Source organism: Levilactobacillus tongjiangensis, assembly GCF_003946345.1.
In the GTDB taxonomy this organism is placed as follows: domain Bacteria; phylum Bacillota; class Bacilli; order Lactobacillales; family Lactobacillaceae; genus Levilactobacillus; species Levilactobacillus tongjiangensis.
On sequence record NZ_RHNY01000012.1, the window covers coordinates 19,895 to 36,299 of the forward strand.

15 protein-coding genes are annotated in these 16,405 nt (G+C 47.1%); 4 read left to right on the plus strand and 11 right to left on the minus strand.

Annotated features, from left to right (window positions below; translation table 11 throughout):
* The 5 genes from EKM75_RS08270 to pdhA all read right to left on the minus strand — a co-directional run bounded on the left by EKM75_RS08270 (nt 1) and on the right by pdhA (nt 6,121).
* Nucleotides 1-909, minus strand: a complete 909-nt coding sequence (locus EKM75_RS08270; protein WP_125693677.1) for a Rossmann-fold NAD(P)-binding domain-containing protein — start codon at nt 907-909, stop codon at nt 1-3.
* A gap of 290 nt (nt 910-1,199) precedes the next feature.
* A complete protein-coding gene (lpdA, locus tag EKM75_RS08275; RefSeq protein ID WP_125693679.1) occupies nt 1,200-2,627 on the minus strand; it encodes a dihydrolipoyl dehydrogenase in 1,428 nt (475 codons plus the stop codon).
* Between the two features lie 8 nt (nt 2,628-2,635).
* The gene (locus EKM75_RS08280; protein ID WP_125693681.1) at nt 2,636-3,952 is read right to left on the minus strand and encodes a 2-oxo acid dehydrogenase subunit E2; all 1,317 of its coding nucleotides are present in this window, start codon (nt 3,950-3,952) and stop codon (nt 2,636-2,638) included.
* A gap of 73 nt (nt 3,953-4,025) precedes the next feature.
* A complete protein-coding gene (locus tag EKM75_RS08285; protein WP_125693683.1) occupies nt 4,026-5,003 on the minus strand; it encodes an alpha-ketoacid dehydrogenase subunit beta in 978 nt (325 codons plus the stop codon).
* A 2-nt stretch (nt 5,004-5,005) separates the two neighbouring features.
* Nucleotides 5,006-6,121, minus strand: a complete 1,116-nt coding sequence (gene pdhA / locus EKM75_RS08290; protein WP_125682567.1) for a pyruvate dehydrogenase (acetyl-transferring) E1 component subunit alpha — start codon at nt 6,119-6,121, stop codon at nt 5,006-5,008.
* Between the two features lie 277 nt (nt 6,122-6,398).
* Between pdhA and def the strand changes: the two genes are divergently transcribed.
* Nucleotides 6,399-6,959 (plus strand): peptide deformylase, encoded by a 561-nt coding sequence (def, locus tag EKM75_RS08295; RefSeq protein WP_125682569.1) that lies wholly within the window; start codon nt 6,399-6,401, stop codon nt 6,957-6,959.
* A gap of 134 nt (nt 6,960-7,093) precedes the next feature.
* Here the strand turns inward: def and EKM75_RS08300 are convergent, their stop codons facing one another.
* Nucleotides 7,094-7,588 carry a hypothetical protein gene (locus EKM75_RS08300; RefSeq protein WP_125693685.1) on the minus strand — a complete coding sequence of 165 codons (495 nt, stop codon included), beginning with the start codon at nt 7,586-7,588 and terminating at the stop codon, nt 7,094-7,096.
* A 202-nt stretch (nt 7,589-7,790) separates the two neighbouring features.
* Between EKM75_RS08300 and EKM75_RS08305 the strand changes: the two genes are divergently transcribed.
* Both EKM75_RS08305 and rnjA read left to right on the plus strand, forming a co-directional pair.
* Nucleotides 7,791-8,009 carry a DNA-directed RNA polymerase subunit epsilon gene (locus tag EKM75_RS08305; RefSeq protein WP_125682573.1) on the plus strand — a complete coding sequence of 73 codons (219 nt, stop codon included), beginning with the start codon at nt 7,791-7,793 and terminating at the stop codon, nt 8,007-8,009.
* Nucleotides 8,006-9,685 carry a ribonuclease J1 gene (rnjA, locus tag EKM75_RS08310; RefSeq protein WP_125693687.1) on the plus strand — a complete coding sequence of 560 codons (1,680 nt, stop codon included), beginning with the start codon at nt 8,006-8,008 and terminating at the stop codon, nt 9,683-9,685. Before EKM75_RS08305 ends, rnjA begins: the two co-directional genes overlap by 4 nt.
* A 173-nt stretch (nt 9,686-9,858) precedes the next feature.
* On the opposite strand, the gene EKM75_RS08315 is transcribed toward rnjA, so the two are convergent.
* Nucleotides 9,859-10,221: a nuclear transport factor 2 family protein gene (locus tag EKM75_RS08315; RefSeq protein WP_125693689.1), complete on the minus strand. Its 363-nt coding sequence runs from the start codon at nt 10,219-10,221 to the stop codon at nt 9,859-9,861.
* Nucleotides 10,222-10,700: 479 nt separating this feature from the next.
* Here EKM75_RS08315 and EKM75_RS08320 point away from each other — a divergent pair, with 479 nt between their 5' ends.
* Complete coding sequence (locus tag EKM75_RS08320; protein WP_125693691.1) at nt 10,701-11,660, plus strand: diacylglycerol/lipid kinase family protein; 960 nt, start codon at nt 10,701-10,703, stop codon at nt 11,658-11,660.
* A gap of 75 nt (nt 11,661-11,735) precedes the next feature.
* On the opposite strand, the gene EKM75_RS08325 is transcribed toward EKM75_RS08320, so the two are convergent.
* The 4 genes from EKM75_RS08325 to EKM75_RS08340 all read right to left on the minus strand — a co-directional run bounded on the left by EKM75_RS08325 (nt 11,736) and on the right by EKM75_RS08340 (nt 16,298).
* Nucleotides 11,736-11,942, minus strand: coding sequence for a hypothetical protein (locus EKM75_RS08325; RefSeq protein WP_125682581.1), 207 nt, complete (start codon nt 11,940-11,942; stop codon nt 11,736-11,738).
* A 246-nt stretch (nt 11,943-12,188) separates the two neighbouring features.
* On the minus strand, nt 12,189-13,760 hold the full coding sequence (locus EKM75_RS08330; protein ID WP_125693693.1) for a LysM peptidoglycan-binding domain-containing protein: 1,572 nt from the start codon (nt 13,758-13,760) through the stop codon (nt 12,189-12,191).
* A gap of 490 nt (nt 13,761-14,250) precedes the next feature.
* Nucleotides 14,251-15,288 (minus strand): DUF1002 domain-containing protein, encoded by a 1,038-nt coding sequence (locus tag EKM75_RS08335; protein ID WP_125693790.1) that lies wholly within the window; start codon nt 15,286-15,288, stop codon nt 14,251-14,253.
* A gap of 116 nt (nt 15,289-15,404) precedes the next feature.
* Complete coding sequence (locus tag EKM75_RS08340) at nt 15,405-16,298, minus strand: C40 family peptidase (RefSeq protein ID WP_125693695.1); 894 nt, start codon at nt 16,296-16,298, stop codon at nt 15,405-15,407.
* Nucleotides 16,299-16,405 lie beyond the last annotated feature (107 nt).

Here is a 16,405-nt window from a genome sequence, read left to right on the forward strand (position 1 = left end):
TTAGTTTCGTCCCTCCGTTTGGTGACTCTCAATTGCTTGAATTTGATCACGTAATCCTTGAATCTGTTCATCATAGGCCTGCTGTTCATCTTCAGACAGAACCAGATTAGTCAAATGTTTAACGCCACTAGCATTTACCAGGACCGGCGTTGCGGCCGCATATACTGGCTCCTCAGCCTGAATATTGCTGACCGCCACAATGAGTGGTTGGTCGGCTAACACACCCCTTAGCAGGCGAATAAGCCCCATAAAACGCAAGGTAACTTGCTGTTCCGTTGCCTCACGGTGCAACCAGGTGGCCATTTTACTCAAATCTTCGGCACTAAAACCGGCATCTTCATTGGCTAAATACATCAGAATGGGTGCCGGTCCGACATACGTTCTACTCCAAGCCACGATTGGATCCACGGCCGTTCCCACGACTGCCGCCTGAATGGCGGTAGCGCCGACGCCGAGTCGTTCAGCCAACCGATAGGTCAGTAACCGGGTCAATGGATAGGTTCCCAGTCCCCAGATTTGATTAGGCTGCAGGCCCGAAAATTTCCACGCAAAGTACGTCATCAATTCATCTTGAGCACCACAGAAGATCAGTTGGCCCTTAAACCCATTCTCCACAATTCTGTTCATCAACACCCGCAGTTCAGCCACGGAAGTCGTCGCCTCGGTCTCAGCTTCATAGCGGTCCAAAACGACTAACCAAGTAGCCTGGCCGTAATCCGCAGCCGTTCCAACCCGTACGCTCAGATGCGGACAGATGGCGCTGGCCACCACAAGCGGCTGATAACGGGGTGTATCGTCAGTCGTATTTGGCATCACAACCACATCTAATGGCAGGTCGGTGATCAACAACTGCTGAATCAATTGACTAGCCTCTTCATAATTTCCTTGAATCATTAAAATCGGCTTCATGGTGACCCTCCCTTTTGACGAAAATGTAAACATGATTCCATTATAAGTGAACCTACCGGGATAGCAAGTTGTTACGCCCATTTTACCAAAGTGCTTAGCGGTGAAGACGGATTGACCATGTTACAACGACTACTCAGGTACCGGTCCTCTGTGTACAAAAACTTGTTCAACAGGCGTGCCCGACTGTCAACGTGTGAAAGAGTCCCCACATTGAAAACCAAACGAACCCACGAAAAAGGACTGCCATCTCTGGCAGTCCCTTTGTAACACATGTTTGTTTACCAAGAATCTTAGACGTGGGTTGGCAGACCCATGGCAATATCAGCAGATTCCTGAATAGGTTCGTTCAACGTTGGGTGTGGGTGAATGGTCAAAGCAACGTCTTCAACGTTCATACCGTCGTTAACGATGATTGACATTTCACCAGCCATCGTGCTGGCTTCAGGGCCAACCGCTTCAGCACCAACGACGTTCTTGTTGTCATCATCCGTGTAGATGAGACGGAAGAAACCATCAGGTGCATCCAATGAAACGGCACGGGCGTTCCCAGCAAATGGGAACTTAGCAGTCTTGACCTTGATACCCTTGTCCTTGGCAGCAGCTTCACTGTAACCAACCGTCGCAATTTCAGGGTCAGAGAAGCAAACAGCTGGAACACTTAACCAGTCGTTAGCAGTCTTTTCGCCAGAGATAGCACCGGCAGCAGTCTTAGCTTCAGCAAAGGCCTTGTGAGCCAATGCAGCGCCAGGAACAACGTCACCAACAGCCCAGATATGTTCTGAGGCCGTCCGACCTTGGTTATCAACTTCAATCAAGCCACGATCGTTCAACTTAACCTTGGTGTATTCAAGACCCAAGGTATCAGTGTTAGGCTTGCGTCCAACGGTGACCATGCAGTAGTCAGCCTTGATCGTCGTTTCCTTGCCATCTACGGCATAGGTAACGCTAACACTCTTGTCATCCTGTTCGGACTTCTTAGCCATCGCATTCGTGATGACGTCGACGCCCTTCTTCTTAAGCTTCTTAAGAACAACGGAAACCATGTCCTTAGCAAAGTTAGGCAGAATTGACTTCGTTCCTTCAATGATCGTTACGTGAGCGCCCAAGCTAGCGTATGCACCAGCAAGTTCAGTCCCAACGTATCCACCACCGATAACAACGAATTCCTTAGGGATTTCAGGCAAGTTCAAACCACCAGTTGAGTCCACGACCCGGCCTTCAAATTTGAAGTTAGGGATTTGGATTGGGTGACTCCCAGTAGCAATAATCAAGTTATTGTATTCGAAAGTCTGACCCGTATCAGTTGACATGAATTGCTTTTCACCCGTAGGCATAACCCGAAGTTGGGTGTCACTCAAGAAGACAGCTTCACCGTTAACCACGTCAACGTGATGCTTCTTCATTAACATTTGGACACCACTGGTCATCCGGTCAACAACCTTGGTTTGTTTCCATTCCTGGGTCTTCTTGAAGTCGATAGTAGCTGACTTCGTTGAAATGCCGTAGGTTGAGCCGTCTTCAGCTTGTTCCAAACGGTGACCCGCTTGAATTAAGGCTTTGGAAGGAACACAGCCAACGTTCAGACATACCCCACCAAGGGTATCGGACTTTTCAATTAAAGTAACCTTTTGACCTAATTCAGAAGCCCGGATAGCGGCAACGTATCCGCCGGGGCCGGCACCAATGATGACGGTGTCCTTTTTTTCAACATCTGCCATACTTTCTGTCATCCTTCCATTAACAGCATTTCTGGATCATGCAGCAATGCTTTGAATTTGTTTAAAACGTTTTGAGCTAAGGCACCATCGATTAAACGGTGATCGTAACTCAGGGAAATCTTCAGCATCCGACCAACTGCGATGTCGCCATCTTCATTGACGTAAGGTGCCTTTTCAATCCGGCCAACACCCAAGATAGCAACTTCAGGTTGGTTGATAACTGGTGTGAACCAGCCACCACCGATGGACCCAACGTTACTGATGGTGATGGAACCACCGGACATTGAAGCTGGACTCAACTTGTTGTCGTAAGCAGCTTGTGAGTTTTCAGAGATTTCCTTAGCAATTTCAAACATACCCTTGGAATCAGCTGCCTTGATGTTTGGTACGTAAAGACCATCATCAGTGTTGGTAGCGATACCAATATTGTAGTAGTGCTTGTAAACGATTTCTTGAGTCGTATCGTCAATCGATGCGTTCAATTCAGGGAATTCCTTCATAACGGCAACCAAAGCCTTAACCATGTATGGTAAGAAGGTTAAATGGATACCCTTATCAGCAGCGGCTTCCTTGTACTTCTTACGGTTAGCCATCAGAGCTGAAACTTCAACTTCATCAAATGAAGTTACATGAGGAGCAATGTCCTTAGAAGTCCGCATGCTCTTAGCGATGATCTTCCGCATTGCTGACATTGGTTCACGAGTTTCCAGGTCTGGATTGTCAGACTTCCAAGGCTTGATAGCTTGACCTGCAGTAGCTTTGCCAGCTGCTGGAGCAGCGGCTGCCGGTGCAGCAGCTGCAGCAGGTGCGGCAGCACCGTTAAAGTTATCAATATCAGCCTTCAGAATTTGACCGTGATTCCCGGTTGGAGCAACCTGGGTAATGTCGACACCTTTGTCACGAGCATATTGCCGAACAGAAGGCATTGCCATAACCAACTTGTTAGGATCTGAAGCAGCTGGAACACCGGTTGGTGCGGCAGCTGGAGCTGGGGCAGCATCTGCGGCTGGAGCAGCTTCTTCAGCGGGTGCAGCTTCTTCTGCAGGAGCAGCATCAGCAGCGCCACCTAAGTCAGCAGGTGTATCTGAACCGTCATCGATAACAATCAGTGGATCGCCGATTTCAACGGTGTCCCCTTCTTGTGCAACAATTTTTGAAATAGTGCCATCAACAGGTGATGGTAATTCTGAAACAGACTTATCGTTTTGAATTTCGACTAACGTGTCGTCTTCCTTAACTGCGTCTCCTTCTTTAACAAGCCATGAAGAAATTTCGCCTTCGGCCATCCCTTCACCAAGCTCTGGGAGTTTGAACGTATAAGCCATGGGAAAACTTCCTTTCTATCTCCTAATGCAGGATGTCTCCCACATTGTTTTTTGTTTTTAATGTAAGTTTAAATTAGTAGTTGAAAATTTCGCGCGCCTTAGCTTCGATATCGTCTGAGTTTGGAATCCAGTCGTTTTCAGCTTGGGCAAATGGGTAAACGCTATCTGGGGCAGCAACCCGGCCGATAGGTGCATCCAAGGACATGATCTTTTCTTCAGCAATGTCAGATGCAACAACTGCACCAACACCAGCCATCCGTTGTGCTTCTTGGACGATAACGACCTTGTGAGTCTTATCAACGGAAGCAAAGATAGTATCCGTGTCAATTGGAGACAGTGAACGCAAGTCAATAACTTCGGCAGAAATGTTGTCCTTTGCCAGAGTATCAGCAGCGGTCAAAGCTTCGTTAACTTCAGCACTGTAGGCAACGATAGTGATATCAGTACCTTCACGAACAACCTTGGCGGAGTCCAACGGAACCGTGTACTTTTCATCTGGAACTTCATCCTTCATTGAACGGTAAAGTTTCAAGTTTTCCATGAACAGAACTGGGTCGTCGCTTTCAACAGCGGAGATAACTAAGCCCTTAGCATCGTATGGGTTAGATGGGGTAACAACCCGCAGCCCAGGAGTGCTAGTGAAGTAGTTTTCCAAGTTATCGGCATGCATTTCAGCGGTATGAGTCCCACCACCAAATGGTGTCCGTACGGTAACAGGGAAGTTCTTTTGTCCACCAAACCGGTAGTGGTCACGAGCCAATTGACCAACAATCCCATCCATTGCTTCGAAAGTGAAGCCCATGAATTGGATTTCTGGAATTGGACGCCAGCCAGTTAAGGATAAACCAATAGCTAAACCAAGAATCCCAGATTCAGCTAATGGCGTATCGAATACCCGGTCTTCACCGTACTTGTCTTGCAAGTCAACAGTCGTCCGGAACACACCACCGTTTTTACCAACGTCTTCACCGAAGATCAGGGTCTTAGGATCGTCGCCTAAGACTTGATCCAATCCGGAAGTGATCGCTTTGATATACGTCATTTTAGCCATGATTACTTCGACTCCTTTGCTTCAAATTCTGCAATTTGTTTCTTAACTGCTGGAGTAGGAACGTTGTAAGTCCACTTCAAGAAGTCAGAGACCTTTTGTGCAGGAGCTGCTTCAGCTTCCTTCATTGCTTCCTTGAATTCGTCTTTGTATTGATCAACTAACTTGTCTTCGTCAGCTTGTGACCAAAGACCCTTGTCAGAAAGAACTTTACGGAAACGAATCAATGGATCAGCATCGAACCAAGGCTTTTCTTCTTCCTTAGTCCGGTAACGCGAAGGATCATCACCGGCAGATGAGTGCGCACCGAAACGGTAAGTTAACGTTTCAATAACGACAGGCCCATTACCAGCAGCAGCGTATTCCCGAGCAGCTTCAGCAACTTCGTGAACCGCAATGATATCCATCCCATCAACTTGGACGGAAGGAACACCCATGGCAACAGCTTTTTGTGCCAAAGTTTCGGCAGCCGTTTGCTTGCGACGAGGAACTGAAATTGCCCAGCCGTTGTTTTGAACAAAGAAGACAGCGGGTGCTTGGTAGGCACTGGCGAAGTTAACCCCTTCATACCAGTCCCCTTGTGAAGTACCACCATCACCGGTGTAAGCAAAGGCGACACGATCTTCGTCCTTGTTCTTCTTAATACCTAAAGCAACACCGGCAGTTTCAACATATTGTGCCCCAATAATGATTTGTGGGAATAACATGTTAGGATTTTCATGTTGATTACCTTCAACATGACCCTTGGACCATAAGAAACCTTTTGCAACGGTAGTACCGTGTTGAATCATTTGTGGTAAATCACGGTAAGCAGGTAACAGGAAGTCTTGTTCCTTAAATGCAGAAACACTTCCCATTTCACTGGCTTCCTCACCGGCGGTTGGAGCATAGAAACCGAGACGACCCTGACGGGAGAAGTTCATTGTTTGTTCGTGTAACGTACGCTCCCAAACCATTTTCTTCATGAAGTCGACAAGTTGGTCATCTGAATATTTTGCCAACGTGTCTGGATCGACGACCTTACCTTCACGATCGATGACTTGAACCGGGTGCTTGTATGGGTCGGCCATCGTAGCTTTGATCTTGGCAAAGTCTACAATCTGTTTGCTTCCATTAGCCATAAGTAACACTTTCCTTTCACTTAAATATGAAATTGTTAACTAAAGTGAGTCAACGTTGCGTTTCCTGACTACGGTTATAAAGTACCATTTTTTCAGAATCCATGCAAGCCCTTTCATAGTGATTAATAAAGGCGTGAGGTGAAATCCCTTGTGGGACTTGCAGTTAAACGTTTTCGCTTTTTTTGAAAAAAGAAAGCGTTTTCTTTTCATTTCATGTTTTTTTCGTGTTATGTTACAATGTAGAATATCTAGATTTTATTAGCGGAGGTAATTGCTCTTGTTTCTCATGAAAGATATCGTCCGTGACGGTGACCCCGTCTTACGGCAAGAAGCTGCAGATGTTAAATTTCCGCTCTCAGCGGAAGACCAACAACTTGCAAAAGACTTAATGGAATACTTAGTTGTTTCGCAAGATCCAGAACAATGTAAGAAATACGGGTTGCGGGCTGGTGTCGGCTTAGCCGCTCCCCAAGTCGGTGTCTCTGAGAAGATGGCGTCCGTTCTGGTCCCTGCCCCCGAAGGCAGCGACAAATCGCCCTTCACTGATGTCATCATTAATCCAGTGATCATCTCAGAATCCGTTCAAGCGGGTGCCCTGACTGAAGGCGAAGGTTGCCTGTCCGTGGATAAAGACGTTCCTGGCTTTGTTCCTCGACATGACCGCATCACCCTTCGTTACTACGACGTTAATGGTGAAAAGCATCAGGTTCGCCTAAAGAACTACCCCGCCATCGTGTGCCAACATGAAATTGACCACCTCCACGGGACCCTCTTCTACGACCACATCAGTAAGGATGAACCCTTCGGCCGTGACGAAGACATGATTATGATTGAGTAGTTTCTATAAAGTATGTGCAAAAAAGGTGCAACCGGAAAATTCGGTCGCACCTTTTTTGACGCTATAATGCCATCATTTCACAGTTTGCCTTGCTCACTAACGAACAAAATAATCCTATTTCTTCCATATTATAACTAGTGATCTGAATCACCCAATTTTTTTAAATCTTTGAGGTACTCCACCGTTGATTCATTCATCAAATAGGCTACATCGATATGTAACCGATCTTCGTACACCCAAATATCACTGACCACGAAGGCTGAGCCGGTAACCACGGATTTAATCTGATGATCTGCACTAAAGCTAGCTAAAGCATCATTGAAGGCCTGCTCCAATTCCGGTAACCGCCGTTCGACATCCATTCCAATGGGCATCGCATACTCAAACGCCATGACGCCGCGGCCCCAGACATCTGCCACCGTTTCAGCCGAGCTGATTTGACACTCTTCCTCCGTCAGCACATCTTCATTGACCAATCGCTGTAACGCGGCCTTAAACGCCACGTCAGTCTCATTCTGAGCCGAATAACGAACCATCCGAGTTGCCCGTTGGACAATCATGTGGTGAATCATTTCATAAATAATGAGGGCAATGACAATGCCGATAATTATTTCCACTGTTAGTGCCATGGCGTCTCCTCCGTTCACTTCATGCTAGTTTAATCATAGCATGTTTTAACGTCTAGGGGTAATTCTATACAATCGGCCCAAACTATGCTAAAATTGTGCTAATTGTTGTGTAAGCAACCCGCAGTTCGGAAGGACATTCATGATTCGCTACAATAGTGTCAACCTGGCGGATTAAATCGTTTAAATTAAAGGAGTTTTGTTAGTGATTTACAAAGTATATTACCAGAACGATAACAAGCGGAATCCTAAGCGCGAGGATACCCACTCTCTCTACTTAGACGCCCCAACGGAAGTTGAAGCACGGGCGTTGGTAGAAGAACACACGGATCACAATATCGAATTCATTGAAGCCATTGAGGGTAAAACCTTGGCTTACGAGCAAGAGAATCCGAATTACAAATTAACGGAGTTCGGTGAATGAACAAGTTAAACGTCAAAAATAACGAGACTGCTATCTTTGGCGTGGGTGGACTTGGTGAAATTGGGAAGAACACTTATGGCATCCAATTTCAGGACGAAATTATTCTGATTGATGCCGGAATCAAATTCCCGGAAGACGAACTATTAGGAATCGATTATGTGATTCCTGATTATCAATACCTCGTTGAAAACCAATCCAAGATCAAGGCGCTAGTGATCACCCACGGCCATGAAGACCATATTGGCGGTATCCCGTATTTGCTCAAGGCTTTAAACGTTCCTGTTTACGCAGGACCCCTGGCCTTGGCACTGATTAAGAACAAACTTGAAGAACACGGATTACTTAAATCGACTGAACTACACACAATTGATGACGACACTGTGCTCAAGTTCCGAAAGATGAGTGTCACCTTCTTCCGGACGACCCACTCAATTCCTGATACTTTGGGGATTGCTGTTCATACGCCGGTTGGGACAATTGTGGAAACGGGTGACTATAAGTTCGACTTAACACCCGTTACGAACCAGCCGCCTGATCTTCAAAAGATGGCCAAGCTTGGTGCTGACGGTGTTCTATGTCTCATGTCGGATAGTACCAACGCGGAACGCCCAATTTGGACGAAGTCAGAAAAATGGGTAGGTAAATCTATCCGGAAGATTTTTGACCAAGTTGAGGGTCGGGTCATCTTTGCAACATTTGCTTCAAACATTTCACGGATCGAAACGGCCTGCGAGACGGCCCTCGCCCACGGGCGTAAGATTGCTGTCTTCGGTCGTTCCATGGAAGCTGCGATTGTTAACGGTCGGGAATTGGGTTACCTCAATATTCCGGACGACGCTCTGGTTGATGCCAACACGATTCGCTCAATGCCTGCTGACAAAGTTATGATTCTTTGTACCGGGTCACAGGGTGAACCCATGGCGGCCCTTTCACGGATTGCCAACGGAACCCACCGGCAAATCGCCATTCAACCTGGCGATACGGTGGTCTTCTCCAGTAACCCAATCCCCGGGAACACAATTTCTGTGAACCGGGTGATCAACGAGCTGGAAGAAGCTGGTGCCAACGTTATTCATGGTAAGGTCAACAACATCCATACGTCTGGTCATGGTGGTCAAGAAGAACAGAAACTGATGCTTCGGCTGATGCAACCTAAATTCTTCATGCCAATTCATGGTGAATACCGGATGTTAAAGATCCATACTGAACTTGCTGAACAATGTGGTGTCCCACTTGATCATAGCTTCATCCTCCAAAATGGGGATGTCTTGGCATTGACCAAGGACTCTGCTCGAGTGGCGGGTCACTTCGCCGCTGGTGACGTATACATCGACGGTTCTGGTATCGGTGATATCGGTAACGTTGTGTTACGCGATCGGCAATTACTTTCTGAAGAAGGATTAGTTGTCGTCGTAGCCACCATTGACCTAAAGAATCAGGAAATCAAGGCTGGCCCTGACCTTCTCTCTCGTGGATTCGTCTACATGCGTGAATCTGGCGAGTTGTTAAACGAAGGCCGTCGTCGTGTCTTCCAAACGATTCGGCGGGCAATGCGCAATCCGAAGGCTACCGAAGCTTCCATTCGCAACGCTGTCATTGATGATCTTCAGAACTTCTTATTCGAGAAGACTGAACGGCATCCAATGATTTTACCAATGTTTATTATGACCAAGTAAATTTCATGAGGTGATTGGCTAATGCCAATCACCTTTTTAGTGCACTGAACCATCCCAAAAAAGACTCGCAGACGACTTCCTTGTAGCTTACCCAAAGGAGTCTGATTGCGAGTCAATCAAATCAGTTCTTTCAATTTATTAGCAGTCCGCTTAGAAACTGTCACGCAGAACCATTAGGCATCAATCACTACCTGTAGAAAGCTTATTTTATTGTTTTGATCAAACGTATAGGTATCGGTCCCGTGAAATGCAAATAGTCGTCCCGTCTGCTTACGTCCAGCAACTGCCCACTCCGCCTGATAGCCATTCTTTGTGGCAACGACGTGGCAGAGATGTCGCAGTTCTTGATTATCTTTGAAAAAGTTCTCAAAAAAACGAGCAATTCCAGTTGGTGTCTCAACCGTCATGCCATTCGCGCTCTTAACGACCGCTTTAGTCGAAAAAAGCGAGATTATCGCACTTAATGCCTGAGAATCATTAGACGCCAGGTCTGAAAGTTGAAAATACTGCTTAACTATTTCCGCTCTTGTATCCATACAGATCCCCCCTCCTTAATCACTTAGTTTAGGCAAAACCGGCAAGAAGTAAAGAAAACTAAAGATTGAAAAACAAACTGGATTAGGCCGTAAAATAGTACCTTAGCTGTTGTCATTTTCTAGGAGAAACACTCGGCAAGTGAAGCTAAGTCTCCGCCAATCCAAACCAAGCTTCGTCGCTTCAACTGCCTAAAACGTCCCCAAATCCGTATAGTTGCGTGATACATCTTGTTCAGTACTAAGCCCCTATCAAGGCATCTTGTATATAACAACCTACAGTTTCTTTGATGCTAATTGATTCATGGGTTAAGCCAGCTCTATATCGTGACCGTTCAGTGCTCAGAACCGACCACTACAAAGATTTTAAACATCCATTATGGCCATTTCTTATAACAAAGGAAAGTTCCTCCGGAATTACTAGGCACCATTGACGTTTTCGTTTATAATGAAATGGACTAAAAATTGAGAGGAGCAGTACGGTGAGTGTCCAGTTCTATATCATCTTAAACGAACATGCGGGAAGTGGCCACGCCGGAACACTTTGGCCTCAGATTAAAGAGCGTCTCGATGCTGCTCAGGTCTCCTACCAAGTAGCAGTTTCGGAGTACCCCCACCACACCGTGTTATTAAGCGAGCAATTCGGTAAGCAGTTACCGGATGAACCGCATCAAGGATGGGTCGTCCTCGCCGTTGGTGGCGATGGCACCCTCCACGAGGCCATCAACGGTCTCACGCAGCTTCACCGTGAATATCCCATTCCCGTAGCTTACATTCCAATTGGCTCAGGGAACGATTTTGCCCGTGGTGCCGGCATGGCACTTAACTGGCACGAAGCGTTGAATCAAGTGATCCAGTGTACCCATGCAACAAACTATGACATTGGAACCTACAACGAAACGATCAAGCAGGAACGTGGTGTTTTCACTAACAATCTTGGTATCGGTTTCGACGCCGCCATCATTTCGCAAGCGAACCAGTCGCGGGCAAAAGTTTGGCTCAATAAACATCACCTGGGGTCCCTTTCATATCTGGCCTCTGCGCTGAGTGTGTACTACAACCAAACGGGCTTCACCTTGACCGTGCACGTTGGCAATCGACGAGATATCTACCCGCACGCCTTCTTGGTGACCACGACCAATCACCCCTACTTTGGGGGCGGCGTTGGTATTGCACCCAACGCCAAAATCACCGATCACAAACTTCACCTAGTCGTTATTGAAAAACCAAATTTCTTCAAATTGCTCTGGCTAGCTTTACGCCTTGTATTTAAGCGCCATTTGACGTCTAAGGCCGTTCACTACTATCAGGCATCACGAGTCCACCTAACCGTCCCAGCCATCGAATATGGCCAGTTAGACGGCGAGGAGATGGGTGGCCGCTTCTTCGACGTTTATGCTGGCGTTGAACAGTACCCATTTTGGTTTGATATCACGATTTAGCCACAAAAAAAGCCGTACCATCAATCGTTGATGGTGCGGCTTTTGTGAGTTGTTTGCACGACTCACGGGTTTAATTTAGTCTTCAGAAGCTTCCATGGCTTCCAGAATCATGTCCAGCTGAGCGCACTTATTGGACAAGTCATTCATTTCTTTCCCAAACTGGGGTTCAATTAGAACCGTGTCAGCGCTAGAATGAACACTTTCGGATTCCTTCCGTTTTAACGTAGCCAGCTGTGAATTAGCCCGCCGATACTCTTCCAGAATCTCAATTCGATTACTCACCTTTAACAACTCCTCTTGATTTAATGATATTGTGGTTCAGTCTCTCACCTCGTGGTAGAAACTTAAACATCTTTACTGAACCGTAATTCGATGTCACTACAATATCACCAAACATTTGGATTTGCAAGAAGATTGTGAAAAGTTTTTTGCCCCACATCTTGCGGAGTGTTGCGCCTTAAGTTGCCTTCAAATGAACTTTTTTCACAACCGGCTGATTCTCAGAAATAGTCGCCTTCCTGAAAACGATTACTTGACCGTCCCAGCAAAGGATGGCATGAAGTACTTGCTAAGGGACTGAACCTTTACATTTTGACCAGGAGCTGGTGCGTGAACGTATTGGTTGTTCCCTAAGTAGATAGCGTCGTGGTAACTAGCACCCTTGCTCCCCCAGAATAAGATATCACCTGGTTGGGCGTTAGCCACAGAGTGCGTTGAGACACGGCTTTCTTGTGAAACGGTGTTATGTGGCAGGCTAACCCCATTCGCATGGGCGTAAACGTAAGCCACTAAGCCAGAACAATCCATTCCACTTAATGAAGAACCGCCCCAAACGTAAGGAATGCTAGCGGTGGACAGCTTCAAAGCTAAGCTCGTAACGGAGCCTGAAGTCAAACCAGCAGTGCTGGCCTGCTTCGTGCTACTAGAAGTCTTAACTGCGGCCGTTGAACGACTACTTTGCGTGGTCGTCGAGCTACTGGACGTTGCTGCTGGTTGTGCCACAGCTGAACGGGTAGTCGTCTTGATCCGCTTCTTTGTCGTTTTAGTCGATTGCGCTGAAGTCGTAGCCGTCGCATTTTGACTACCAGTCTGCGTGGTAGCACTCGAGGTTGCAGCTGACCGACTGGTTGATGACACGGCTGCCGCACGCGTCGTCTTTGGTGCGACAGCCGTGGATGCCTGGGTCGACTGCTGACTAGTGGCGGATGATTGTACGCTAGCCTGCGTCGTTGACTTTTGTGGCGTTGATTGACTCGTTGCCGTAGCGCTTGAACCTGAAGAAGCAACTGACTGGCTTTGCGTCGTGGCTGGCTGGCTCTGACTCTGGCTTACAGTCGCTGACTGGCTAGCACTAGAACTTGGTGCCGCCTTCGTCACGGATGCCCGTGAAGGCGTCTGAGTAGCTGATGACGCTGGCGCTTGTTGATGCTTGTACGTGCTAGAACTATTGGATTGCGTAGACGATTGCGTCTGACTAGAAGTCTGGCTCTGTGACTGTGACGAGGAACCGGCTACATAACTGGCACTGGAAGTCTTGGTATTAGAACTACCAGTCGTAGCAGGTGCCTGCTTTTGTTGTTGCTTGCTAGCAGCCGCCTGCTGTGCGGCAACAATTTGGGCTTGAACGGCAGCGGCCTTTTGAGTCGTTTGCCGCGTTGCACTAGGCGTGGCTGGAGTACTTGAGTTAGATTGCGTGCTCTTAGTAGCACCAGCTGGAATGATCAATTTTTGACCAACGCTTAACGTGTCACCTGACAACCCGTTGGCCTTCTGTAATTGTGCGACTGTTAAGTGGTAAGTCTGTGCAAGATCCCAGAGGGTGTCCCCAGACTTTACCGTGTATGATTGCTGACTATTCTTTGCTGATTTTACCTGTAACCGTTGCCCGACAAAAATCAGGTCAGTCTTAGCGTCGATTGAATTCTGTTGTTCTAAATCCGAAATTGAGACATTGTACTTTTGAGAAAGGTCCCAAACGGTGTCCCCTTGTTGAACTTTGATGCTATCTGCGTTTGCGGTGATTGTAGCCCCAGCGGCAAATGCGCCAATGGCACCGACGACCCCAACGACTGCTTTAGTTGTTCGTTGTCCTGTACTCATCTTTACCAACACGTCCTTTTATGACTTTAGATTTCAAAAACAGCGTGAATGACAACTGCCCATCAATCATGCGACAGTCACGTTCGTTCATACTCAATACGAATCACAAATTCATATTACCACACGTTTTCCCAGTTTCTTGTGAATTATTAAGGAAATATTAACGGATTTCGGGTCAAGAACATGCATTCCCCGTAATCGTTTTCATGAGCTTATTATCTTTTAAAAGCCTATTATATCAGGGAACTATTTTGGCTTTCTGACGAACATTGGTTCTTTTGTCTAATGAATCCAAACACAATTATTTAGTTGACAGCGACAGCGTTTCCATCCGGTCCATCAAATTGCAAAATACAAGTTGTTCTTAATGTCGCTTTCTGTACATTACAACTAAATCATTCCAACTAGACTTTGTGAAATAAAATTTTCTACACAAAAAAACGGACGTCTTTACGCCCGTTTATTAGTTATCTCACCGTTCCGGTGACTTTTAATTGCCTAATCCTTTGAAGAAATTAACGATACTGTTCCAAATTCTCACAATGAAATTCTCAGCTTTTTGGGCATCGGCACTGTTAGCAAAGTCCTTCACACCCGCCATTTTATTCCCAATACTGTTAGCTAGACTATTTGCCACATTTGTTACATTGGTGACGTAGCTCTTACTCGTAGAAACTGGGGCTTGTTGAACCTTGCTCAAAGCCACTGCAATGTTGGTAATCTGTGTTGAACTAGTATTGTCCGAAATTCCACGTTTAGCCAAAGCCTTGTTCAGCATGTCTTCGATATCGGACTTGGTTGCCAAGTCGTTACCATTCTGGCGCTGTTTAGCCAGATCAGAGGAAACATCCCCCACAGCAGCCATCAGTTTCCCAGGGTACTTCTTGTCACTGTTGTTCGAATCGATAGCTGGTTGGGTGGCATCCAGCACACCGTTAGCTGCTTGGGTGTTTTCTGAATTCAGTGTTAAGCCATCGGCAGCCAGTGCTTTATAAACCCCTGTCAGGGCAGATTCCCCAGAAACCGACTTATCAGCCGTGACCGTGATAATCACGTCCTTAACACCGGCCATCGTGGCAACCATCGCGTATTGCTGGGAGGTCACCTCAGTAATGTTATTACTCCCATTGTAATTAGCAATGTTGACCTTGACGCCAGTCCCCGGGTCAGCTGGTGCTAACGCCACAGAACTGATCATACTAGCATCGGTCGTCCCAGCTGAATTCAGATACTTCGCGTAATCACTTCCGGAAGCGGTCAGTGACGTGTAATTAGACTTGACGCCCAACGCACTCGAAACGGTATCCTTATCCTCGCTAGCCAATCCAGCACCATACACCACGTAGGCCTTTGAGAGTGCCTTGGTCTGAACCGTGCTGCCACTATCAGACGAAGTGCTGTCACCAGTGGTACTGCTCGTCGTGTCCGTAGTGTCTGCCGTATCAGCGTGGACCCGAACGGTACTTCCACCAATTCCCACAGCCAAGACAGCTGCTGCAAGTCCTAAAATAACGTGTTTGAGTTTCATCATGATCCCTCTCTTTTCACTATTTTGTTAATCGATTCCCTTAAGCTGAGTATAGCATGTGCTGTGTAGCTGGCCGCATTTCAGCCCAGACCTTAGAGAATTCTTCAGACTTGAAATTATTGCCAGAACCGCCGTGCACCAGCATATTCAGCTGCAAATTTCGGTGTTGTCAGAGAGGTTAACCGGACGCTTTCACCCGGCTTAGGTGCGTGTAAAACCTGCCCACTACCTGCGTAGAGTCCAACGTGGTGAATAGCCCCCGTACCGTGTTCCCGGGCAAAGAAGACCAAGTCCCCAGCCGCCAACGCCTCTGGTGCAATAGGATAACCATTCGCAAACTGATCTTGAGCGTCTCGCGGTACCGAGTATCCTAGCGCACGATGTAAGGCGTAAACCAAGCCTGAACAGTCAAACCCTTGTGGGGTGATGCCCCCCCATAGATATGGCGTATCAATGAACTGTTTGCCTAGTGTTAATAACCGACTCCCATCATCGGCACCAGTAACGCCCAGCTTAGCTGCATTCGCTGAAATCCAGCCGCTACCTAAGGGTGTCACAACTTGAATCCACTCCGCATCCTGACCAGTGGTTGTCAGAATCGCGCCCAATGGTAACTGCGCAATGGGCTGACGGTCAGCGTCTAGTAAAGGCGTCTCAGGTTGAACGAGCCGGACCGTAGTCGTGGGATATTCCAGTTCCTCATCGTCAGCCGTCATCTGTGCTAACGGTAACCAGCCTGGGTACCCCCGCCGTTCTTGACGATTATCTTGGCGCTTAACAAAGACATGGGCCCAGTCACCTTCAACGCGATCCAACACGACGCGGTCGTTGAATAACGCCTCGGTCACAATACAGTCTTGATCAGATAAGCGCTCTTGATCTGCGGGCTGCAAGCTCGCTAACCATTTAGTCAAATCGCCATCTTGTATGTAGTCTTGATCCACTTCAGTTACAGCAGTCGGCGCTGACCAAACTAGCGCCGTCGGAACCTTGATCCGTCTAATCTCCATTAAAACCGCCTCCAGTGTCTTTACGTCCAATATACCAATAATTTCGAGAACTTACTAGTTGAGGACGTGACTTTCTTTAAATCCGGCTGAAAAAAAGAGCATCCGGC